Genomic DNA, 15,886 nt, shown 5'->3' with positions numbered 1-15,886 from the left:
CCGACGAGGCCCGTTGCGGGGCGCGGCCGCCGGGGCGGGCGTGTTCGCCCTGCCGGGTGTCGCCGGAGCGGCGACGGCCGCGGCGCCCGCCGCGGCCGAGGCCGAGGCCGGTCCACCCCACCGGTGGACCGGCGCCGGACCGCTCACCCACGTCCCCGCCCCTGGCTGCACCTCGCTCGCGCGGCGCCGGCAGTGGTCGCCCGGCTCGCTGACCTGCGACGCGTGGGACGGCGCGTTCGGCGGACCGGTCGGGGCGCCCCCGGTCGTCGCCGCCAACGCCGACGGCCGGCTGGAGGCCTTCGCCCTGTCCCCGGGCGGAGCCCGGCTGGACCACCGCCGGCAGCTCGATCCCGGCGGAGCCTGGGCCGAGGGGGAGGAGTTCGGCGAGCCCGGAGTCCCGCTCGCCGCCCCGCCCACGGCCGATGCCACCGGACGGCTCCACGTCTTCGCCGTCACCGCCGATGGCCGGATACGCACCCGCGTACAGGAGCGGCCGAGCGGCGGCCGGCACCCGTGGAGCACCTTCGGCGAACGCCTGGTCGCACCGCTCCGGCCAGGCTGTCCCGTCTGCTGAAGCCACTGCGGGGCGCCCTCGGAAATGGCCGATGTCCCACCGTGCAGTCACGCTTCCAGCCGGTAACGTTCCCAGTCCGACGTCTTGTCAACACGTCGGACAGGGGGAACGGTGAGCGGCATAGTCGTGCATCTGCCGCAGGGGAGCGGCGGCGCCGCCGACGGGGAGCCGGGCGGCGATGCGGTGACCTTACGGCTCGGGCCCGGCGAGGTCGCACGGTTCGGGCGCGGATCCTCGACCACACCGGTCGAGCTGCGCCTCGCCGACGAGGCGATCTCCCGCCTGGCCGGGGAGATCCGGGTCACCGACGACCACTGGCAGCTGACCAACCACAGCACCACCCAGAGCTATCTCGTGGAGAACCCGGAGGGGGCCGGCGAGTACCTGCGGGTGTCGCCGCGACGGACCGGGGCGCCCATTCCCTTCGAGTTCGCCCGGGTGGTGCTGCCCACGCGGCGCGGCACCACGGTCTCCTTCCAGGTGTTCGCCCCCGACCATGTCTACCTGGACCCGCCCGGCACCGGTGGCAGTTGGGCCAGCCGCACGGTCACGGCGTACTCCCTGGACGAGACGGCCACGTACTTCCTGGTACTCGTCGCCCTCTGCGAGCCCTGGCTGCGCGACCAGTCGCCCGTTTCCGTGCCCACCACCCCGCAGGTCGTCGAACGTCTGCGGGGACACACCACCGGCGGCAGGCTGACGGCGCGCGCGGTCAGTTCACACATCGACTACCTGGCCGACGAGAAGCTGCGGATCGGCGTCCCGGCCGGCGCCGCCGCACCCGAAGCCGGTGCCGGTACCGGCGCTGCGGACCGCCGTAACGGCAAGCGGGACGCGGTCGTCGGGATCGCCCTGCGGTTCGGCATCGTGCGGGAGGAGCACCTCCCGCTACTGCCGCCCCGGGCCGAATCGGGCGCACGGGGGCGGTAGGCGACGTGACACGGGTGCAGGGCCTCGGTGCCTCGTGGGGCAGCAGCCACACCGAACTGCTGCCCCGGGGCCACCGGGTGGGCGACTGGGTGGTCACTGAACCGATCGGGTCCGGCGGCTGGGCCACGGTCTACGCCGGCCGCCGGGCCGACGAGCGCGCGGCGCGGGCAGCAGCGGGGCGCGGGGAGCCCGCGGAGGTGGCCCTGAAGATCATGCCGACCTCCGGACTCGCCCCGCGCCAGGCCCGGAACGTGGCCGAGGCCGCCCGGCGCGAGGTCGAGATCGGAGTCCGCGCGGGGCATCCGCGCCTCGTCCGGCTGCTCGACAGCACCGTCCTGACCGCACCGGACCACCCGGCCCTGGACGGGGCCATCGTGCTGGTCATGGAGCGTGCCACGGGCAGCCTGCGGGACCTGCTCGACTCCGGGGTGACCGAGGCCGAAGGCGGCCGGCTGATCACCGGGATCTGCGAGGGACTGGCCCACCTGCACCGCGTCGGCTGGGTGCACGCCGACCTCAAGCCCGAGAACGTCCTCATCGGCGAGGACGGTTCGGTCAGGCTCTCGGACTTCGGGCTCGCCACGGAGCTGACCGGTACGCACGGGTACGCGCCCCCGATGGGCACCCTGGACTACCTCCCGCCCGAGCGCTGGAAGGCCCAGCTGGGGGAGCAGGGCGTGGAGATCCGCCCGAGCGCCGACATCTGGGCCCTGGGCATCGTGATCCACGAGGTCTTCGCATCGGGCGCCCCGCTGTTCCCCGGCGCCACACCGGTGGCGCGCGGAGCCGCCGTTCAGGAGTACGCGGCGGGGCGCGCGCCACTGCGCATGGCCCATGGGATCCCGGAGTTCTGGCGGGCACTCGCCGCAGACTGCCTCGCACCGACGCACGCCGCCCGCGCCGCGCACACCGCCGCGAGCCTGCTGGAGCGGATCACCGCCCACCGGGCGGGTGAGTCCGGGCCGGCCCGCCGGAACGGGTCGGCCCGCCGGAACCGGCCGGTCCGCCTCGGGCGGACGACGCGGGCCGTCCTCCTCGCCGTGGCGGCGTGCGGGGCGGTCTCTTCCGCCGTCTGGTCGTACGCCGCCCGGGAGACGGCCGAGGAACCACCCCACCGGATCCGGGTGTTCAACGCCGAACGGGCCTGCCAGGACCGGGCGGACCGGGACCCGCAGTGCAGTCTCGGCCTGGCGGTCGACCCCATGCGGCCCTACACCGCGGGAAACGTCGTACCGACCCGGGTCTGGCACGCCGACGTCCTTGACGCCGACTGCCAACTGCTGCGCGGCGAGGCCGTCATCGACGAGTCGGACCTGCAGTCCACGCACTGGTTCAGGGTTCGTCTGCCAGGTCCGGACCGGGACGCCAGGGCGTGGCTGCCGGCCGTACGGACGAAGGACCGCCCGGAACTCCCGAGTTGCCCGGCGCCCGCAGAGGGTTAGTGCCCGTAACTTTCCTACCTGTTGGCCGCACGGCGAGGGAGACGGGCGGCGCGCATGACCCCGACGGGCGGCAGCACGGGGCATGTTCAGGGAAGCGCGTCCGCGAGGATCGCGCTGCGGGCATCGAGAGCGGCGCCGTCCCGGGCGGGGGTTTCGGTCATGCGGCCGGTCAAGGCACGGGCCGCGTCACCGGGCCACGGCTTTCCGGGGCGGGCTCCCCGGACGTGCCGGCCGGACCTGGGCGACCGGTTCGGCGCAGGGCGGCGGGCGTGGTGCCGTACCAGCGCTGTACCGCCCGGCGCAGGGCGCGCGCGTCGGCGTAGCCGCTGCGAGCGGCGATCGCGTCGACGCTGAGGTCGGTGCCGTGGAGCAGCCGTGTGATCTGGTCCCGGCGCGCGGCCTCCACCTCGTTGCTCCACGTGGTGTCGTGTTCGTCGAGGCGGCGCTGGAGGGTTCTCGTACTGACGGCCATGCGCCGTGCCACCGCGGGCAGCGTCGGAACGGTCTCGTCGTGGACGGAGGCCAGCGCGGTGCGGAAGAGGTCCAGCCAGTTGTGCAGCGGGATCGCGGCGGCGAGGGTCTGGTCGGCGTGTCTTCGCAGCACGGTCGACAGGCCGGGCTGCGCGTGCGGTGTCGGCCCGGTCAGGTCGGAGGCGAGGAAGGTGATGGAGCTGGTCAGGGCCTCGAACTCGATGTTGCGGGTGCCGTACAGCTCGACCAGGGCCTCGTGCCGACGGGGTGTCCTGGCGGCCAGGGTGACACGGAGGGGGACCAGCGAGCGCTGTGCGGCGGCGCTGAGACGCCGTTGGTACAGGCCGAGCGCGTAGGCGCGGATGGCGCAGGCCGGCTCGTAGCTCTGATCCGCCTCGTTGACGTGGCTGATGACGATCTGTTCGCCGTCCTCGGTGATCCGCAAGGTGTCGGTGCTGGGGTCGGCGACGATCGAGAGGTAGGCGGCCGCGTCCCGGATTCCTTCGAGCGGGGTGGGCGCCGAGGTGATCAGGTAGTCCCAGACGCCGAGGGTGCCGACGCCCGACTGCTCGGCCAGCAGCAGGGACAATTCGGGCCAGGGGACGCGGACGGTCGTCAGTTCGGCGATGCGGATGCCCGTGGCCGCGGGCATCCGGCACAGGTCGTCGTTGAGGTGCTCGGGTGCCAGGCCCAGCAGGTGCGCGTACCCGTGCGCGGGTATGCCGAACAGGCGCGCCGCGGTGATGCTCAGCCGGGTGATGGCGGAGGAGGTGGTTCCGTGGTGTGCTTGCGTGATCACAGGGGCTGAGCATAGACCAGCAGAAATGACCAGATCATCGGCCCGGCCTGGCGCCGGATGTCCCCAACTCGGCGTGTGGAGTCCCCCGTGGCGCGGACGGTCCCCTGGCTGGCGCGAGCTGCCCTGGGCCCGGCGGTTCGCGCGGCCGTAGCGTGGTGATCGTTCTCGCGGGGTACGGACAGCCGGGCCGCCGGCCAGGTGCACCGCGCCGAAGAGCCGCTGTCCGAAGGTGACTTCCCCTGCGGGGAACCTGCCAGTGATCCGTTCTACGAGGAGTGTCCGTGGAGTTGACCCGAGACGATTTCGCGCTGGCCGCCCTGGCAGCGTGGGCGACGGCCCCGGCGGCCGCATAGGGCGCCGTGTCCGCGACGACGGCGCCGAGCCCGGCGTGATGTCGGCCGGGCCCCGGTGAACGCACTGCCCCGGACGGGGGTCTGGGCAGTGCGGGACACCGAGGCGGGCCGGGCCGGGCACGGCCGCCGGCCCACGCCGGGTTCGTCCGGACGCACCGACCCGCACGGGGGTGGGGTCAGTGCGGAATGCTGTCGATCAGCTCTCGGGCGCCCTGCCGGAGGAGGGCGACGGCGACGGAGGTGCCGAGGGTGGCCGGGTCGAGGCGGCCCGCCCACTCGTGCGCGTTCAGGACCTCCTTGCCGTCCGGCGAGAACACGCAGGCGCGCAGGGAGAGATCCCCTCCGCGTTCAGCCCGCGCGTACCCCGCGATCGGGCTGTTGCAGTGGCCCTGGAGGACGTGGAGGAGCATCCGCTCGGCGACCGTCTCGCGGTGCGTGTCCGGATGGCCGAGGGCGCTGACGGTGTCGATGAGTCCGGCGTCGTCCTCCCGGCACTGGAGCGCGAGGACGCCGGCGCCGATCGGCGGCATCAGGGTGTCCACCGGAACGATCTCCGTGATGGCGTCCGCGCGGCCGATGCGGTGGAGGCCGGCGACCGCCAGGAGGAGCGCGTCCGCCTCACCGGCGGCGAGCTTCTCCAGGCGCCTGTTGGTGTTCCCTCGCATCGGTACGCACTCCATGTGCGGGTACGCGGCGGCGAGCTGGGCGATCCGGCGCACGGAGGAGGTCCCGATGCGGGTACCGGGCGGAAGGCGGTCGAGGGTGAGCCCCTCCGGGTGGATCAGGGCGTCGCGGATGTCGTCGCGTTCCAGGAACGCCGCGAAGACGGTTCCGGCGGGCAGCGGACGGTCGGCCGGGACGTCCTTGACGCAGTGCACGGCGAGGTCGGCCTCACCGGCCAGGATCGCGGCGTCGACCTCCTTGGTGAACGCGCCCTTGCCCTCGACCTGTGAGAGGTCTCCCATCCACTTGTCGCCGGTGGTCTTCACCGGCAGGACGGTGGTCCTGATCTCCGGGTGGAGTGCGGCGAGCTCGGCGCGGACGCGCTCCACCTGGGCGAGGGCCATCGGCGAATCGCGGGAGACGATACGAATCGGATCAGCGGGCATGCGGGCACGATACGCCCTCCGGCCCGGGCGGCGGGCATCGGCGCCGTGAGGCCATCGCCCTTGCGGGGCGGGGAAGTTGGCCGCGTCGCGAACGTGTTCGAGGGACTCGGCGCGCCACGCCCGGTGCTCCCCGGACCGGACGGTTTGAGGCGTCGATCGATCCCGCCCCGCGCCTCCGGAAGCCCGCGTGCCCGGAGACCGCGGGGCGCGGCGTGCGTGCCTGTGACCGGTACTCCTGCTGGAATGGCTGCTTCGGCGGTCCGTGGCGAGGAGGTCCGTTGCCGGAGCGTGGCGGGAAGCCCACCGGGACCGAGGGTGTGCCCGAGGGTGGGCCCGAGGGGTTGTGGGCACGGGTCCGGGCGGCGGAGGACGCCGTCGGGCAGATCGGTACGACCCTCGACGCGGTGACCACCTGCCAGGAACTGGCCGGTTTCCTGTCCCGGAACGTGTGTGACGCGGTCGCCGTGGATCTCCTGGCGGAGGACGGCGGTTCCCGCCGCGTGGCGACCGCGGGATCCGTCGGGCTGCTGACGGCCGGGGCCGACGCATCGCCCTCGGTGCGGGCGTCGGACGGCGGACATCAGCTCTCCGAGTGGGCGGCGGTCGCGGGCGGTGTGCCGGTCCATGTCCTCTCCGTCCCGCTGCCGGACCGGGAACAGGTCCACGGCATGCTGACCGCCGTACGGGCCCGGGCGGGGTTCGGCGACCACGAGGCGGCGACGGTCCACTTCGCGGCCCGGCTGGCGGCGGTGCACCTGGGGCACGCGCGGCAGCTGGCCGCGACCGAGGACACCGTCTCGCACCTCCAGCGCGCGCTCGTGTCGGAACCGGGCCGGCCGCACCCCAACCTGGAGACGGCCAGCCGTTACCTGCCGGCCGGCCCCCGGGCACTGGTGGGAGGCGACTGGTTCGAGACGATCCGCCTCCACTACGGCCGCACCCTGCTCGTGGTCGGAGACGTGATGGGCCACGGGCTCGACGCGGCCGTGGACATGAACGCGTACCGCTCCACCCTGCGCGACGTGGCGTCGACGGACCTCGCCCCGCACCGCGTACTGCGCCAGCTCGACGCGCTGGCCGCCGGCGACGCGGCCCGCAGGCCGGCGACCTGCCTGCTCGTACGCGTCGATCCCGCGCGCGGCGTCGCGATGTTCGCCGGCGCCGGCCACCTGCCGCCGGCGGTCTTCGGGGCGGACGGCTCGGCCTCGCTGGTCGACGTCCCGGTCGGCCCGCCGCTGGGCACCGGCATCGGCGGCTACGAAGCCGTCACGCGCGCCATCACCCCGCAGGAGACCCTGCTGATGTTCACCGACGGGCTGGTGGAGCGGCGGGGCGAGGACATCGACGTCTCACTGGCCCGGCTGGTGGGCGTGCGGCCCCCGGTGGGGGCCGGGGTGAACGCGGTGGTGGACGCCGTCGTGGAGGGCCTCGACGCCCGGCACGCGGAGGACGACGTCGCCGTACTCGCCGCCCGGGCCCGCCCCCGCCCGCCCGCGGACCCTGGAGCCACCCCCTCCGGCATGCCCGGAGGGCCGGGCGAACCTACGGTGGAACGGTGAGCCATCGCCTCGCCTGCGTCGCCCTGACCGGCACCCTGTGCGTGACGGCGTTGTCATGCACAGGGGCAAGGTCCGAGTCGCGCTTCCAGGTCGCGCCCGAGCCCGAGGTGAAGACGCTGTCCGCGCACGTCACGGCCGTCCCCCCGGAGAAACTGGGCACCACCCACCACCCCGGCTGCCCCGTGCCGCCGGAGCGGCTGAAGCTCGTCCGGATGAACCACTGGGGCTTCGACGGCAAGGTGCACAGCGGCGAACTGGTGGTCCACGAGGACGTGGTCGCCCCCGTCCTGCGGGCCTTCGGAAAGGCCTTCGCCGCCCGCTTCCCGATCCGCCGCATGCGGGTGATGGCCGAGTACGGAGGCAGCGACGCCGCGGCGATGGCCGACGACAACACCTCCGCCTTCAACTGCCGGCCGGTCACCGGAGACCCGGGCCGGCTCTCCCGGCACTCCTGGGGCGACGCCATCGACATCAACCCGGTCGAGAACCCGTACGTCGACGTCCGGGGCATCAGCCATCCCCCGAACGGCCGCACCCATCTCGACCGCGGCCGCGCCCGCCCCGGGATGATCACCCCCGACGGGGTCGTGACCCGGGCCTTCCGGGAGATCGGCTGGTACTGGGGCGGCCGCTGGACCCCTCCGGACTACCAGCACTTCTCCGAGCAGGGTGGCTAGCGCTGTGGCCCGGTGAACCCTTCCGGTCACAGCACTGGACCGCCCGGCGGTGTCCGAGCCGGGAGGCGCCGGCCTCAGCCGCCCGGGGTGAAGGTGACCGGCAGGCTCTCGGGGCCGCGCAGTCCGCCGGGGCGTCGGCGGATCCCGTCCGGGTCCGTGGCGAGGGCGAGCCCGGGGAGCCGGCGCAGGACCGTGCCGATGGCGATCTGACCCTCCAGCCGGGCCAGCGGAGCCCCCAGGCAGTAGTGGATGCCGTGCCCGAACGCGAGGTGGGCGTTGTCCTGGCGGGTGATGTCGAGGCGGTCGGGGTCGGGGAACCGCTTCGGGTCGCGGTCGGCGACGGCCGAGCCGATCAGTACGGTCGCCCCGCGCGGGACGGCCACCCCGGCGATCTCGACGTCCTCGCGCGCGAACCGCGCGATGCCGGGGCTGACCGGGCCGTCGTAGCGGAGGAACTCCTCGATCGCGCCCGGCAGCAGCTCGGGGTCGGAACGCAGCAGGCCGAGCTGGTCCGGGTGGGCCAGCAACGTGGCGATGCCGGTGCCGATCAGGTTGACCGTGGTGATGTAGCCGGCGACCAGCAGCAGGAACACCATGGCGATCAACTCGTCCTCGCTCAGCCGCTGTTCCGCATCGCGGGCGGTGACGAGGCCGCTGAGCAGGTCGTCCCCGGGGTGCGCCCGTTTGGCATGGATGAGCCCGGTCACGTAGGCGCGCATGTGCTGCCACGCCTCGTTCACCACGGCGGGATCCGGCGGCTCCGCTCCCCGCCTGAGCATCCGGTCCGTCCAGTGCTGGAAGTCGCGGCGCTCGTCCACCGGGACCCCGAGCAGCTCGCTGATCACCGTGACCGGGAGCGGAAGCGCGAAGTCGGCGACCAGATCGGCATGTCCGGCCGGGACGACCGCGTCCAGCAGACCGTCGGTGATGGCCTGGATCCGTGGCCGCATCCCCGCCACGCGGCGGGCGGTGAACGCCTTGGAGACCAGGCGGCGCAGACGGGTGTGGTCGGGCGGGTCGCTGCGGAGCATGTTGCTCAGCATCGAATCGCGTTCCGTTTCGGGCAGTTGCCGCAGGATCCGGCTGTCCGAGGCATCGCGCACGTCGCTGCTGAGGCGGGAGTCGGACAGGGCCGCGAGTCCGTCCTCGTAGCGCGTGACGAGCCAGGCGTCCAGGCCGCCCGCGACGACGACGCGGCGCACGGGGCCGTCCTCGCGCAGCTGCCGGTAGAGGGGGAACGGATCCGCGACGAAGGCGGGGTCGGCGTACGGCAGAAGGGTCGGCTGCTGCTCACTCATGAGGCCTCCCGGAGCGTGTCGTCCTCGCTGTGAGAGCGAGGTTATCGGCCTGACCATCCCGATACGTCACTTTTCGGCCTCCGGCGAGGTGAGGCGGAGCTGAGGTCAGCGGAGTGATTCCCTCGGGGGCCGCTCGCGCAGGGCCCCGTAGGCGAGGAAGTAGGCCGGCAGCCGGTTCAGCCGGCGAGAGTCGGTGAGGAGCTCGGTCAGCCGCTTGGCCCGCCGGGGGTTGCCGAACGCGGCACGGCCGGCCAGCAGCGGCCCGATGACCTTGGCGTGCGCGAGGCGCTGGAGCCCCTGGGTCGCCACGGTGGTGGGCAGGCGCCGGCACTGCACGCGGCGTACGTCCCGGAGCCCTACGGTGCCGTCGCGCAACGGGCCCACGAGGTGGCGGGCCGCGGCCACCGCGTCCTGCACGGCGAGGTTGATGCCGATGCCGAACACCGGCGACATGGCATGGGCGGCGTCGCCGATGCACAACAGCCCCGGGCGGTGCCAGCGGCGCAGCCGGTCGAGCCGTACGTCGAGCAGTTTGACCTCGTCCCAGGAAGTGACGGCATGGGCCCGGTCGGCCAGCCACGGGACGGCCTCCGAGAACTGCGCCATGAACGGCTCCAGGCCTTCGGCGCGGCGCCCGGCGTCGGAGCCCTTGGGGATGAGCGCCGCACACTGCCAGTAGTCGCCGCGGTCGATGAGGGCGACGAACAGCCTGTCCCCGATGCCGCCGACGAGCCCGCTGGGGTCCTCCTCGCGGCGCGGCATCCGGAACCACCAGGCGTCCAGCGGGCACGGGAAGTCCTCCAGCCCCAGCTCGGGCAGCGCTCTGGCCAGCGAGCCGCGTCCGTCGCAGGCCACGGTCAGCGAGGCCCTGAGCTCGCCGGTGCCGCCGTCCGAGGTCCGGTACCGCACGCCCGTGACCCTGCCACGCTCGATCAGGAAGGACGTCGCCTCGGTGTTCATGCGCAGGTGGAAGGAAGGCTCCCGGCCCGCTTCGTCGGCGAGCAGGTCGAGCAGGTCCCACTGCGGCACCATCGCGATGTAGTTGTACTTTCCCCGCAGCGCCCCGATGTCCCCGACCGTGACGAGGGACCGGTCCGGCCCGATGGGCAGCTGCACCGAGCTCACCCGTCGCTGCGGCAGCCGGGCGAAGCGTTCCGCCAGGCCGATGTCGTCCAGCAGTGACAGGGTGGACGGGTGCACGGTGTCCCCGCGGAAGTCGCGCAGGAAGTCGCCGTGCTTCTCCAGCACGGTCACCTCCACCCCGGCCCGGGCCAGCAACAGGGCCAGCACCATCCCGGCGGGCCCTCCTCCCACCACACAGCAGGTGGTTCGTTCCACGCAACCCACTCCCTTCGCCGGCATCGGGTCACCCCCAGAGGACGTATACCGCGCCCAGGGCGCCGCCAGCCGTAACGGCGAAGAGCCATCCGGGTTCCGTGAGGCGTCCTGGCGAACACCTCCACGCCCGCATCCTCGGCGATCCCCGGACCCCACGGACCGCTGGCCCGCGACCGCCCCGCGCCCCACCCTCTGACGGCAGGCGGCCCCGTGCCCCGACCCTCATCAGGGTCGGGGCCCGGGGCCGCTTCGCCCGGGCCGCGGCCCGGGGCCGGTCAGATCACTCTCCGGAGTCGATGGTGGGCTGGCGCAGCTGTACCTCGGCGCCCGTCTGCTTGAACGACTCTGCGGACACCGGTACGAGCAGCGCATCGCGGTGGAAGTCCCGCAGGTTGGTCGACCCGCAGCTGATCATCGTCGAGGTGAGCTTCGCCCGGGTCCGCTCCACGTTGTCGTACAGGCTGCCGGCGTAGGGCACGTAGCCGTCGACGCCCTCTTCGAAGACCATCTGGCCGCGCTGGCCGTACCGGGCTGCGTTCTGCGCGCGCCGCGAGCCCTCACCCCAGTACTCCTTGTACCACTGGCTGCCGATCTGCAGCTTCCGCGACGGGCTCTCGTCGAGCCGGGCGAAGTAGCGGCCGAGCATGATGAAGTCCGCCCCCATCGCCAGCGCCATCGCCATGTGCGAGTCGTTGAGCAAGCCGCCGTCGCAGCACAGCGGCACGTACACACCGGTCTCCCGGGCGTATGCGTCGCGCGCCCCGACCACATCGAGCAGCGCGGAGGCCTGCCCGCGGCCGATGCCCTTCTGCGCCCGGGTGGTGCAGATGGCCCCGCCGCCGATCCCGACCTTCACGAACGCCGCGCCCGCATCGGCCAGGTAGCGAAAGGCCCTGCCGTCGACGACATTCCCCGCGCCGACGAAAGCATCATCCCCGAACGTCTCCCGGGCGAATTCGAGGGTCCTCGCCTGGTGTACGGAATAGCCGTCGGAGGAGTCCAGACACAGCACGTCCGCGCCGGCCTCCAGCAGGGCGGGAATGCGGTCCTTGAAGTCACGGGAATTGATACCGGCACCCACACGCAGACGCTTTTCGCCGTCCACCGTCGCGCGGTGGTACGTCTTGTGGGCCTGATAGTCCTTCTTGAGGACCAAGGAGACGACCCGGCCGTCCTCGATCACCGGCAGAACGTCCAGATGGTGCTGCCAGATCAGCTCATTCGCCTCGGTCAGGGAGACCGAGGCCGACGCGGTGACCAGGCCGGCGTGGCCCCGCATCCGGTTGCCGGCGGTCTCGGAAGCCCCGTGACGCTCCAGATGGAAGTCGTCGAGGCTGATGATCCCCAGGAACTCGCCGTCCGCGTCCCCGCTCTGCGTGACCACCGCCACGCCCTGCTCGGCCTCGGACAGCTGCCGGGCGACCTCACCGAGAGGCGTCTGCGGTGCCACGGTGATCTCGCTGGTCCGGAAGCCGGCCTTGTGCCGCTTCACCGCCAGCACGTCCGCGGCCTGGTCCTCGATCTGCTGATTCTGGTGGATGAACGACAACCCGCCGACCTGCGCCAGTGCCACCGCCAGCGTCGGTGACGACACCGCCTGCATGATGGCGCTCACCATGGGCGTGGCGACCCGAACTCTCGGCTCCTCGCCGACCCGGTGACGTACCAGCGGCGCCCCGAGATCCACATTGTCCGGCGTGCAGTCTTCTGTGGTCAGGCCCGGGATGAGGAGGTATTCGCTCAGCGTACGAGAAATCTCGGGGAGGATTTTCACATTGTCTCCAGCAAGGAGCCTGGGCGCCGGTCAACGACGGATCGGCGAGGCTCGTACGGGCGGTGCGGATCGATGCCGACCGGTGGCGCACCATCGGAAGAATGCGCTCTGGAGATCCTCAGAGCGGGCGCACCCGGCAGAGCAGTGCTCGCACGCGCGGCCGAATCGGCGGCGAAGGCACGGCAGACCCGGATCCTCCGCGTGGTGTTGCACAGGCGCTGACTTCCATTGCGCCATACGTGATCTTACCGCACTGCCCCTGTTCGCCTCGTCGGCGCGCAAAGCGCCGAGAGCGGCAGCCTCGAAGTCGGCTTCCCCTCCTCGTACTTGGCCGCCACGCCCCGACCGTACGCAGCCTGGAGCCGGCGGCGTCAGGACGCGTGCCGGGCCTCATCGCCGACGTCGCTGACCCAGAAGTATCGCCGCACCGCTCGGGGAGATGTGGTGAAGAGGCGCGGCGGATCGGGGCGTTGCCGCCCGCACCGGCGCCCGGGCGAGGACTATGGGAGACAAACGGTACGAAGAGGAGGACCCTTATGAGGGCACGTCACTTACGCACCCTGTTGGTCGCCGGCGGGGTGGCGCTTGTCTCGCTCACCTCCACCACACCCGCCCAGGCCCTGCCCGGGTGCCCCGCCAACGCGATCTGTCTGTGGCGGTACCAGGACGGGACCGGGGAGCTCTACGTCTGGCGTGGCGGCTACGTGGACCTCCCCAGCAGGTTCGTGGACCACGTGGGGTCGTTCCGGGCCAACAGGAGCGGGGCCTTCATCGACTGGGCGACCGGCAAGGAGTGCCGACCGGTCCGCAGCGGCGACTACGCGAGCAACTACAGCGGCCGCTTCGGCTCGAAGATCGACGCGGTGGGCAACAACTGCTGAGCCTGGAAGGCAGCGCGGCCGGGGGCGGCCCGGGCTCAGTAGCGAAGGGCCGTGCCGGTCTGAGCCGAGACCGTGCCCGACAGTTTGTGCGTGCTGCGGGCCGTTCCCTGCCCTGTGCCCTTCCCGGCGACGTCCGTGATCGTCACGATCACGGTGTCGATGAGATTGCCGCTCTCGTCCTTGAACTCGACCTGCACCGCGAAGGACTTCGTCGCGTCGTCGGTGTTCCGTGCCGTCACGGGGACCGTCGTGTATCCGTCGCCGTCGGTGGTCACCGAGCCCAAGGACACCTCGTCCTTGGCATCGACCCCGTCCTTCACCTCGGCGAGCTTGCCCTTCGCGGCGGCGGCCGCCGATTCGGCGGCCTTCGACGCCTCGGCCGCGGCCGACGAGACCGCCTCGCCGGCGGACTTCACCGCCGACGCGGCGCTCGACACGGCGCCCGACGGGGTGCCGTCACCGTCCGAACAGCCTGCGGCGCCGAGCACCACCGCCGACAGCACCACCGCACCTGCCGTACCACGCATCCACGCGACCGCCGTCACCATGCCTCCAAGGGTGTTCCGGGCCTCCGGACCTCCCAGTCAAAGGCCCGGCGGCCCGGATGCCCAATGGGCCGGGCATCCGGGTGAGTGCGTACGGCGTTCCGCGGGATGAGGGCGAGGGGCTTCAGGGGCTTCAGGGGCTTCAGGGGCGTCCCACGGCGAGGCGGTGTTCGTGGACGCGCAGCTGGAGGGCGGCGAGGTCCAGCAGGGGAGTGGCCACCCCCAGGGCGCGGGCGCGGAGGGTGAGGTCGGTCAGGACGTGGTCGGCCTCCGTCGGCGCTCCGGCGACCAGGTCGCGGTACAGGGACGGGGTGAGCGGGGAGCCGGGGCTCGTGACGGTAGACGCGGTGAAGGCGAGCTCTGCCTCGGTCACCGGATGGCCCGCGGCCTCCGCCACCGCTGCGGTTTCGGAGATCAGCGCCCCGGCCAGGGCCGCCCCGCCCGGAACGGCGTTCACCTCTCCGACCGTGCCGCGCATCAGGCAGGTCAGGGCGACGAGGGTGGAGATGAAGACCCACTTGTGCCACATGGCCGCGACGATGTCCTCGGTCGCCGGTGAGTCGATGCCGGCCTCGGCCAGCACGCCGCGGATCGCGTCCACGCGGGCCGACGGGCGTGCGTCGAGCTCGCCGGTCAGGATGACCGAGGGCGGGGCCATGCGGAGGATGTCGCCGTCGTCGCTCCAGGTGGTGACCACCTTCGCGACGCCGCCGAGGACTGCTCCGGCCCCCAGTCGCGCGACGAGCGGGTCGAGATGGGCGACCCCGTTCAGCAGGGGTACGACGGAGGTGTCCGGGCCAACGGCGGGTTCGATGTCCGCAAGGGCCGTGTGCAGGGCGGTCGCCTTCACCGAGAGCAGGACCAGGTCGTAGGGTCCGCCCACGGCGCCGGCCGTGACCAGATTCGGCGTGAGGTGGAGCTGCTCTCCCTGACCCGCCACGCGCAGCCCGCGGGCATCCAGGGCCTTCGCACGGGCCGGTCGGACCAGGAAGGAGACGTCCTGGCCCGCTGTCGCGAGCCGGGCGCCGAAGAAGCCGCCGACGGCGCCGGCGCCGACCGTGAGGATCCTCATGAAGGGGTGCCTTTCGTGGGAGGTGCGGTCGCGAGGGAGGGGAGGGGAGGGGAGGGGAGGGGAGGGGAGGGAAGAGGAAGGAGACAGGGATGGGTCAGGTCCGGCCCGCGCCGAGCGGGCTGTCCTCGGCGGGAGTCCGCGAGGCGCGCGGCGCGTACCGGGAGACGGCTACACCGGCCAGGCAGAGCGCCCCGCCGAGCAGGGTCAGCCAGGCCGGTACCTCGCCCAGGAGGGCCCAGCTCAGCAGCACGACGATGGCCGGGACGGCGTACGTGGTCGCCCCCAGCTTTCCGGCGGGCATGCGCGCCAGGGCGTAGGTCCAGGTGGTGAAGGCGAGGGCGGTCGGCACCACACCCAGGTAGAGCATGTTCAGGGTCGCGGACATCGGCGCCTCGGGCAGCTCCGCGAACAGCAGGCCCGTGAAGGGCAGGCAGGCCACGGTTCCCGTCAGGCAGGCGAAGGTGGTGACCTGCAGGGGAGTGCCGTAGGAGAGCGCGGGCTTCTGGGCGATGACGCCGGATGCGTAGGCCACGGCGGCGAGCAGGCAGAGTACGACCCCGAGTACCGAGGTGGAGCCGCCGTTCCCGGATGACATGGACAGGCCCACGACCACCGCTCCGGCGAAGGAGACGGCCATGCCCACCAGGAGCCGCGGGGGCAGGGCCTCGCCGAGGAGACGGGCCGCGAGGAGCGCCATGAGGATGGGCCCGATGTTCACGAGCAGCGACGCCGTGCCCGCGTCGACCAGTCGTTCACCCCAGTTCAGGACGATCGTGTAGCCGCAGAACCACACCACACCCGACACCAGGATCCCGCGCCAGGCCTCGCGGGGCGGCAGGCCCTGGCGGCTGATGAGGAGCAGCACCACGAGCACCAGCGAGGCGGCCAGCAGCCGGCCGAGGGCCAGGGCGCCGGGCGAGTACGCGGCCCCCGCGCTGCGGATGGAGACGAAGGCGGAGGCCCAGGCGAACACCGTGAAGGTGACGGCGCCGACCGTGAGGGCGCCGGGCGGGATCGAACTCGAGCGGAACGTCATGAGCCCACCCTACGACCGCAACATTTCG

At 72.7% G+C, this 15,886-nt stretch carries 14 protein-coding genes; 6 read left to right on the top strand and 8 right to left on the bottom strand.

All coding sequences use genetic code 11. The features are described 5' to 3' along the window. The first annotated feature begins 13 nt into the window (after positions 1-13). The 3 genes from ACFY04_RS17430 (at position 14) to ACFY04_RS17420 (ending at position 2,946) form a co-directional block, all read left to right on the top strand. Positions 14-574 carry a hypothetical protein gene (locus ACFY04_RS17430; protein ID WP_389117551.1) on the top strand — a complete coding sequence of 187 codons (561 nt, stop codon included), beginning with the start codon at positions 14-16 and terminating at the stop codon, positions 572-574. Between the two features lie 111 nt (positions 575-685). Next, positions 686-1,504 carry a serine/threonine protein kinase gene (locus ACFY04_RS17425; RefSeq protein ID WP_389117549.1) on the top strand — a complete coding sequence of 273 codons (819 nt, stop codon included), beginning with the start codon at positions 686-688 and terminating at the stop codon, positions 1,502-1,504. 5 nt (positions 1,505-1,509) lie between these two features. Further along, the gene (locus tag ACFY04_RS17420) at positions 1,510-2,946 is read left to right on the top strand and encodes a serine/threonine-protein kinase (protein ID WP_389117547.1); all 1,437 of its coding nucleotides are present in this window, start codon (positions 1,510-1,512) and stop codon (positions 2,944-2,946) included. Between the two features lie 169 nt (positions 2,947-3,115). On the opposite strand, the gene ACFY04_RS17415 is transcribed toward ACFY04_RS17420, so the two are convergent. Next, complete coding sequence (locus ACFY04_RS17415) at positions 3,116-4,216, bottom strand: helix-turn-helix domain-containing protein (RefSeq protein WP_389117545.1); 1,101 nt, start codon at positions 4,214-4,216, stop codon at positions 3,116-3,118. A gap of 529 nt (positions 4,217-4,745) precedes the next feature. Next, positions 4,746-5,678, bottom strand: a complete 933-nt coding sequence (gene hemC, locus ACFY04_RS17410; protein ID WP_389117543.1) for a hydroxymethylbilane synthase — start codon at positions 5,676-5,678, stop codon at positions 4,746-4,748. Positions 5,679-5,956: 278 nt separating this feature from the next. Here hemC and ACFY04_RS17405 point away from each other — a divergent pair, with 278 nt between their 5' ends. Next, positions 5,957-7,237, top strand: coding sequence for a PP2C family protein-serine/threonine phosphatase (locus ACFY04_RS17405; RefSeq protein WP_389117541.1), 1,281 nt, complete (start codon positions 5,957-5,959; stop codon positions 7,235-7,237). Beyond that, positions 7,234-7,914 carry a M15 family metallopeptidase gene (locus ACFY04_RS17400; RefSeq protein ID WP_389117539.1) on the top strand — a complete coding sequence of 227 codons (681 nt, stop codon included), beginning with the start codon at positions 7,234-7,236 and terminating at the stop codon, positions 7,912-7,914. Before ACFY04_RS17405 ends, ACFY04_RS17400 begins: the two co-directional genes overlap by 4 nt. A 74-nt stretch (positions 7,915-7,988) precedes the next feature. Here ACFY04_RS17400 and ACFY04_RS17395 read toward each other — a convergent pair whose 3' ends face one another. The 3 genes from ACFY04_RS17395 to ACFY04_RS17385 all read right to left on the bottom strand — a co-directional run bounded on the left by ACFY04_RS17395 (position 7,989) and on the right by ACFY04_RS17385 (position 12,324). Beyond that, a complete protein-coding gene (locus ACFY04_RS17395) occupies positions 7,989-9,212 on the bottom strand; it encodes a cytochrome P450 (protein WP_389117537.1) in 1,224 nt (407 codons plus the stop codon). A gap of 105 nt (positions 9,213-9,317) precedes the next feature. Continuing rightward, positions 9,318-10,550, bottom strand: a complete 1,233-nt coding sequence (locus tag ACFY04_RS17390) for an FAD-dependent oxidoreductase (RefSeq protein ID WP_389117536.1) — start codon at positions 10,548-10,550, stop codon at positions 9,318-9,320. Positions 10,551-10,830: 280 nt separating this feature from the next. Further along, entirely contained in the window at positions 10,831-12,324 is a 1,494-nt protein-coding gene (locus ACFY04_RS17385) for an IMP dehydrogenase (protein WP_389117533.1), read from the bottom strand. Between the two features lie 536 nt (positions 12,325-12,860). Between ACFY04_RS17385 and ACFY04_RS17380 the strand changes: the two genes are divergently transcribed. Next, the gene (locus ACFY04_RS17380; protein WP_389117530.1) at positions 12,861-13,205 is read left to right on the top strand and encodes a hypothetical protein; all 345 of its coding nucleotides are present in this window, start codon (positions 12,861-12,863) and stop codon (positions 13,203-13,205) included. Positions 13,206-13,240: 35 nt separating this feature from the next. On the opposite strand, the gene ACFY04_RS17375 is transcribed toward ACFY04_RS17380, so the two are convergent. The 3 genes from ACFY04_RS17375 to ACFY04_RS17365 form a co-directional block, all read right to left on the bottom strand. Then, on the bottom strand, positions 13,241-13,753 hold the full coding sequence (locus ACFY04_RS17375; protein ID WP_389117528.1) for a hypothetical protein: 513 nt from the start codon (positions 13,751-13,753) through the stop codon (positions 13,241-13,243). 139 nt (positions 13,754-13,892) lie between these two features. Continuing rightward, entirely contained in the window at positions 13,893-14,822 is a 930-nt protein-coding gene (locus ACFY04_RS17370; RefSeq protein WP_389117526.1) for a ketopantoate reductase family protein, read from the bottom strand. Between the two features lie 94 nt (positions 14,823-14,916). Next, positions 14,917-15,858 (bottom strand): DMT family transporter, encoded by a 942-nt coding sequence (locus ACFY04_RS17365; protein ID WP_389117524.1) that lies wholly within the window; start codon positions 15,856-15,858, stop codon positions 14,917-14,919. Between the last annotated feature and the right edge of the window lie 28 nt (positions 15,859-15,886).

The sequence above is a fragment of the Streptomyces sp. NPDC001549 genome, from assembly GCF_042894025.1.
In the GTDB taxonomy this organism is placed as follows: domain Bacteria; phylum Actinomycetota; class Actinomycetes; order Streptomycetales; family Streptomycetaceae; genus Streptomyces; species Streptomyces kutzneri.
The sequence above is the reverse complement of the archived record's forward strand: the minus strand, read 5'-3'. Positions and strand labels throughout refer to the sequence as shown.